Here is a 5877-nt window from a genome sequence, read left to right as displayed (position 1 = left end):
GCAAAAGAAGTGACAAAAAAAGTATTCAATAACGAAGAATTATTCATTTTAGATGTCCGTAACGAGGACGCATTCCAGGATTGGAAGATCGAAGGACATAAGTTTGACTATCTCAATGTACCTTATTTCGACCTGCTTGACGGGGTAGAAGAAATCATGGATAAACTGCCAAAAGACAAAGATATCCTTGTTGTCTGTGCAAAAGAAGGCTCTTCGATTATGGTCGCAGAAATGCTTTCTGATGAAGGAATGGATGTTTCATACCTTGAAGGTGGTATGAAAGCATGGAGTGAACACCTGGAGCCCGTTAAAGTCGGTGACTTGAAAGACGGAGGAGAGCTGTACCAATTCGTTCGTATCGGGAAGGGCTGCCTATCATACATGGTAGTTTCCAACGGTGAAGCAGCGATCATCGACTCCACTCGCATGGCGGATATCTATACTGATTTTGCTGAAACCTTAAATGTCAAAATCACTCATGTATTTGATACCCATCTTCATGCCGATCATATTTCCGGCGGACGTGTCATAGCTGAGAAAACAGGCGCAACGTACTGGCTGCCGCCGAAAGATGCCGAGGGTGTTACATTTGAATATGCAGCACTAGAAGACGAAACTGAAGTCACAATCGGAAACACGAAAATCAATATCCATGCACTATATTCACCAGGCCATACAATCGGTTCCACATCATTTGTCGTCGATGACCAATACTTGATGACAGGTGACATCTTGTTCATCGATTCAATCGGTAGACCTGACCTTGCAGGCTTGGCTGAGGATTGGGTAGGCGACTTAAGAGAAACGCTTTACACACGCTACAAAGAACTATCCAATGACCTGGTCGTTCTACCGGCTCACTTCATGATCATCGATGAGTTGAACGAGGACGGAAGCGTTTCTGAAAAACTCGGTGTATTGTACGAACAAAACCATGGCTTGAACATTGAAGATGAGGGTGAGTTCCGATCACTAGTGACGGAAAACCTTCCGCCTCAGCCAAATGCGTACCAGGAAATCCGCAAGACAAACATGGGGCAAATAACACCGGATAATGACGAGCAGCGCGAAATGGAAATCGGACCTAACCGTTGTGCAGTGAGATAATTTAAGGGTTCGATTCAGGGTTCATGGCGAAACTTTAATCGGCTGAACCGTGTCGTTTATCGACCAGAATGTGTCGAATATCGCTCGTTCGTTGTCGAATAACGATCCAAACAAGTCGAATATCGGCCAACACAACTACAACTAACAAAAAAACAATTATCAGGAGGCAATCCAATGGAATCAACAAAAGTATTAGACGCAAAAGGCCTTGCTTGCCCAATGCCGATCGTAAAAACAAAAAAGGCTATCAACGAATTACAATCAGGTGAAGTCCTAGAGATTCATGCAACTGATAAAGGTGCAAAAAGCGACCTGACTGCCTGGGCGAAATCAGGCGGCCACGAATTAGTGAAACACGAAGAAGATAATGATGTCTTCAAGTTCTGGATCAAAAAAGGCTAATAATAATAAAGGGAACCAATTGAGGTTCCCTTTTTAAGGAGGTTTAAAAAATGGACATAGGTTTTATCATCGTTATCTTTCTAATAGGTTTCATCGGTTCCTATATTTCAGGAATGCTTGGAATCGGCGGCTCCATCATTAAATATCCGATGCTTTTATACATTCCGCCATTGTTCGGCCTGGCAGCATTCAGTGCTCATGAGGTTTCTGGAATCAGTGCGGTACAAGTATTCTTCGCAACGATCGGCGGCGTATGGGCTTACCGAAAAGGCGGTTACCTTAACAAAACATTGATTGCCTATATGGGTGGTGCCATTCTGATCGGTAGTTTCATCGGAGGCTATGGTTCCAAGCTAATGTCAGAGGGCGGCATTAACCTGGTTTATGGTGTGTTGGCTCTGATTGCGGCCGTTATGATGTTTATTCCGAAAAAAGGAATCGATGACATCCCGCTTGATCAAGTGACATTCAACAAATGGCTTGCGGCTTCGTTAGCATTGATCGTAGGGATCGGCGCTGGGATTGTAGGGGCTGCTGGAGCTTTCCTGCTTGTGCCGATCATGCTTGTTGTGCTAAAAATCCCAACTCGTATGACAATTGCTTCTTCATTAGCGATCACATTCATTTCTTCCATCGGAGCTACGGTCGGGAAGATTACAACCGGACAGGTAGAATACATGCCTGCATTGGTCATGGTGGTCGCCAGTTTAATTGCCTCTCCGCTTGGAGCCATGGCAGGGAAAAAAGTGAACACAAAAATCCTTCAATATATTCTCGCTGTCTTGATCCTTGGTACAGCGATAAAGATTTGGATGGATATTCTTTAATAGGGCTTTAAACTGCTAATATTTTGAAGACATACTCTCCGAAATATGAGTGGATATACGCTGGCATTATGAAAGCTCATGGGACACACTGTTCGCAAATGAAGTCGGCATACTGCCAGCTCGAGAGCATACTCTTCAAAAAAATGAGGATGTATATTCCACCCCTGAAAAAGTGTGAGAAGAGGTTTTCCAGGGTAAAATGATAGTAAGCTTTACAACAAGGAGGGATTCAGATGGTGAAAATTACACAACCAGCACTGGATGTCATCAAGTCTGAAGTGAAGGATGTACTGAACGAAGGTAAACAGCCTTTCATCCGCCTGTCCATGGGCATTGGCTGAGGAGGCCCTAAACTTCGTCTGGCTCTGGAAGAGTCAGCTTTAGAAAATGATGACGTAACTGAAGTAGATGGAATTCAATTCCTTGTAAATGAAAAAGATAAGATTTACTTTGATGATGCAAAAATTGATTTTGTCAAAACCCTGCTTGGAGGCGGAGAGTTTAAAGTACTCCGCGTATGAACAGGTTTGGCTGATAATAAAGGCTTCCATCTGCGATGCAACCACCCATGAAAATCATGGGTGGTTTTTAATTAACTTTTTAGTTGGGTCTTCACCCTTCTACTACATACTTATTACCTTACAACTTGGCAAAAAATATGGCAACAGATAAAAAGTATAAGCGTATTTAAATAACACAAATTAATACAGCAAGAAAAAATTTTGTGTGTAAAGTGGTGAACTCCACAGCAAAAGTTTCACAATAAAACATGTGTATTTTATACGTATGGGGGTAAGGAAGAAATATCCCCCTAAAAAGGAGGCCAAAACATATGGAAGTGACTGTTAATAGAGTCCTCGATGCAAAAGGTCTTGCCTGCCCAATGCCAATCGTCAAAACCAAAAAAGAGATGAAAGATTTGGAAGCTGGTCAAGTCATGGAGATCCAAGCAACCGACAAAGGGTCCACAGCTGATATCAAGGCCTGGGCGACCAGCACAGGAAATCAATATTTGGGAACGGTGGAGGAAGGAGATATCCTGAAACATTATCTCCGAAAGGCAAGTGAAGCAGAAGAACAGCCAGAAAAAAAATATGAGGATGTAATCAGCCTCGATGATCTTGTAAACAAAATTGAGGGTGAAGAGAAAATTACGGTATTGGATGTAAGAGAGCCTGCAGAATATGCATTCGGCCATATTCCTGGTGCCATTAACATCCCACTAGGGGAATTGGAACAGCGTTTTGAAGAAATAGACGGGACTAATGAAGTACATGTCATTTGCCGAACAGGCAGCCGCAGTGACTTGGCATCCCGACTATTGACAGACAAAGGTTTAAAAAATGTGAAGAACGTAGTACCGGGAATGACAGAATGGACAGGTTCTATTAATAAAAAGGAATCATAAGGAGGAAGAAACATGAAAGTCGCTATTATTGCCGCAAATGGAAATATGTTTGATGCTTACAAAGTATTTAATATCGCAACGGCTGCAGCAGCCACGGATGCTGAAGTTCAGATTTTCTTTACTTTCGAAGGCTTAAACCTTATTCATAAAGAAGGACATAAAAATTTATCATTACCTGCAGGAAAGGAACATTTCCAGGAAGGTTTTCAAAAAGCAAATGTACCACCAGTAGAAGAGCTTGTGAGCATGGCAAGTGAAATGGGTGTGAAAATGATTGCGTGCCAAATGACAATGGACGTAATGAGCCTTGAAAAAGAACATTTTGTAGAGGGAATTGACGTAGGTGGAGCCGTTACTTTCTTAACGTATGCTCAGGGTGCCGATGTTACTTTAACTTTCTAATCACCTCGCATTAGATATTGAAACGATAAGGAGGTTATCTAATGGCTGATGTAAAAACCATTACGGTTAAGGAACTAGCAAGAAAAATATTAAATCACGAAAATGTATTCATCCTGGATGCCCGTAATACAGATGATTTTGATGATTGGAAGGTAGAGGGCCGGAACGTTGAAGTCATTAATGCACCTTACTTTGATCTTCTAGAAGGAGTGGAATCCATTCAGGACCAGCTGCCTAAAGATCAAGAAATATTTGTCCTATGCGCTAAAGGCGGATCGTCAGAATTTGTTGCTGAACAAGTTGAAGAGGCAGGATTTAAAGATGTGTATTCAGTGGAAGGCGGAATGAAAGCCTGGAGTGAACATCTTGAACCAATTAAGATCGGGGACCTCAAAAACGGAGGATCCATATACCAATTTGTCCGTATCGGTAAAGGCTGCCTATCCTACATTGTGGAATCAAATGGAGAAGCGGCATTATTTGATGTAAACCGAATGCTGGATCCTTATGAAGAATTTATTAGTAAAGCAAATATAAAAGTTACCCATGTATTTGATACCCATCTGCATGCAGACCATATTTCAGGCGGTAAAAAACTTGCCGACAAACAAGGAACAGATTATTACCTGCCGCCAAAGGATGCAGACGATGTTATATTCCAATACAAAAAGGTCCAAGATGGGGATGAATATTCAGTAGGAAACACCACCGTCAAGGCTCTTTATTCACCCGGCCATACCATTGGGAGTACCTCATATATCATTGATGATCAATACTTATTGACGGGTGATATCCTGTTTATCGACTCCATTGGCCGACCGGACCTTGCAGGCAAAGCACAAGATTGGGTCGGTGATTTGAGGACAACCCTTTACAAGCGATACAAAGAACTTACTGATGAGTTACTGGTACTGCCTGCCCATTATATGAGCATCAAAGAAATGAATGATGATGGCAGCGTTTCTGAAAAATTAGGAACATTATACAAAGAAAATCATGGCCTTAATATCAATGACGAAGAGGAGTTCCGCAGAACCGTATCAGAAAACCTGCCTCCTCAGCCGAACTCCTATCAGCAAATCCGCGAAACCAATATGGGAAAAATCACTCCTGAAGAAGAAGAGAAAAGAGAGATGGAAATCGGACCTAACCGTTGTGCAGTAAGATAAGAAAAGGCTAAATAAAAGGCAGCTCATGCTGTCTTTTATTTAGTTGTTTTTAAAGTCCATTTTAAAACAGACACGCATAGTCTATTGGCAATAGGAAAAGGATAGGCAGGGGAATATAACAGGTTGATCAAGAAGGGTTGACAACATACCTATAGGGGTATATAATAAGTTTTGTAAGCAATTAAAGGATATTTAATCAATGACTTAAAAGGTTTTATATATATTAATTAGTAGATGCAGGTTATTAAAAAACTCAAAAATATAATAAACGGAAGGGGAATTCTATGGAATATAATGATCAGGTCAAAAACCGGATAAAGCGAATGGAAGGCCAGCTGCGAGGCATCCTCAAGATGATGGAAGAAGAAACAGACTGTAACGAGGTCACAACTCAATTGTCCGCTGTTCGTTCTGCAGTTGATAGAACAACGGGAGTCATCGTAAGCTCCAACCTGGTTGAATGTGTACTTGAAACAGAAAATAAAGGCGAAAACACCAACGAATTAATCAAAGAAGCAGTTAACTTGCTAGTGAAAAGCCGATAAATTTGCAGGGGTTGACA

General features: G+C 41.6%; 7 protein-coding genes. All 7 read left to right on the top strand.

The features are described 5' to 3' along the window. A partial coding sequence (locus BSG1_RS18635) for an MBL fold metallo-hydrolase (protein WP_006838785.1) occupies window positions 1–1107 on the top strand: 1107 nt, incomplete at its 5' end. Window positions 1108–1281: 174 nt separating this feature from the next. Beyond that, a complete protein-coding gene (locus tag BSG1_RS18630) occupies window positions 1282–1509 on the top strand; it encodes a sulfurtransferase TusA family protein (protein ID WP_006838784.1) in 228 nt (75 codons plus the stop codon). Between the two features lie 50 nt (window positions 1510–1559). Beyond that, complete coding sequence (locus tag BSG1_RS18625; RefSeq protein WP_006838783.1) at window positions 1560–2336, top strand: sulfite exporter TauE/SafE family protein; 777 nt, start codon at window positions 1560–1562, stop codon at window positions 2334–2336. A gap of 832 nt (window positions 2337–3168) precedes the next feature. Next, complete coding sequence (locus BSG1_RS18620; RefSeq protein WP_006838779.1) at window positions 3169–3744, top strand: sulfurtransferase TusA family protein; 576 nt, start codon at window positions 3169–3171, stop codon at window positions 3742–3744. Window positions 3745–3756: 12 nt separating this feature from the next. Further along, the gene (locus BSG1_RS18615; RefSeq protein WP_006838778.1) at window positions 3757–4146 is read left to right on the top strand and encodes a DsrE/DsrF/DrsH-like family protein; all 390 of its coding nucleotides are present in this window, start codon (window positions 3757–3759) and stop codon (window positions 4144–4146) included. A 41-nt stretch (window positions 4147–4187) separates the two neighbouring features. After that, entirely contained in the window at window positions 4188–5315 is a 1128-nt protein-coding gene (locus tag BSG1_RS18610) for an MBL fold metallo-hydrolase (protein ID WP_006838777.1), read from the top strand. Window positions 5316–5599: 284 nt separating this feature from the next. After that, a complete protein-coding gene (locus BSG1_RS18605; RefSeq protein WP_006838776.1) occupies window positions 5600–5860 on the top strand; it encodes a metal-sensitive transcriptional regulator in 261 nt (86 codons plus the stop codon). The last annotated feature ends 17 nt before the right edge of the window (window positions 5861–5877 follow it).

Origin of the sequence: Bacillus sp. SG-1, assembly GCF_000181495.1 — a bacterium.
In the GTDB taxonomy this organism is placed as follows: domain Bacteria; phylum Bacillota; class Bacilli; order Bacillales; family Bacillaceae_B; genus Rossellomorea.
This window is presented reverse-complemented; position numbering and strand designations above follow the sequence as displayed.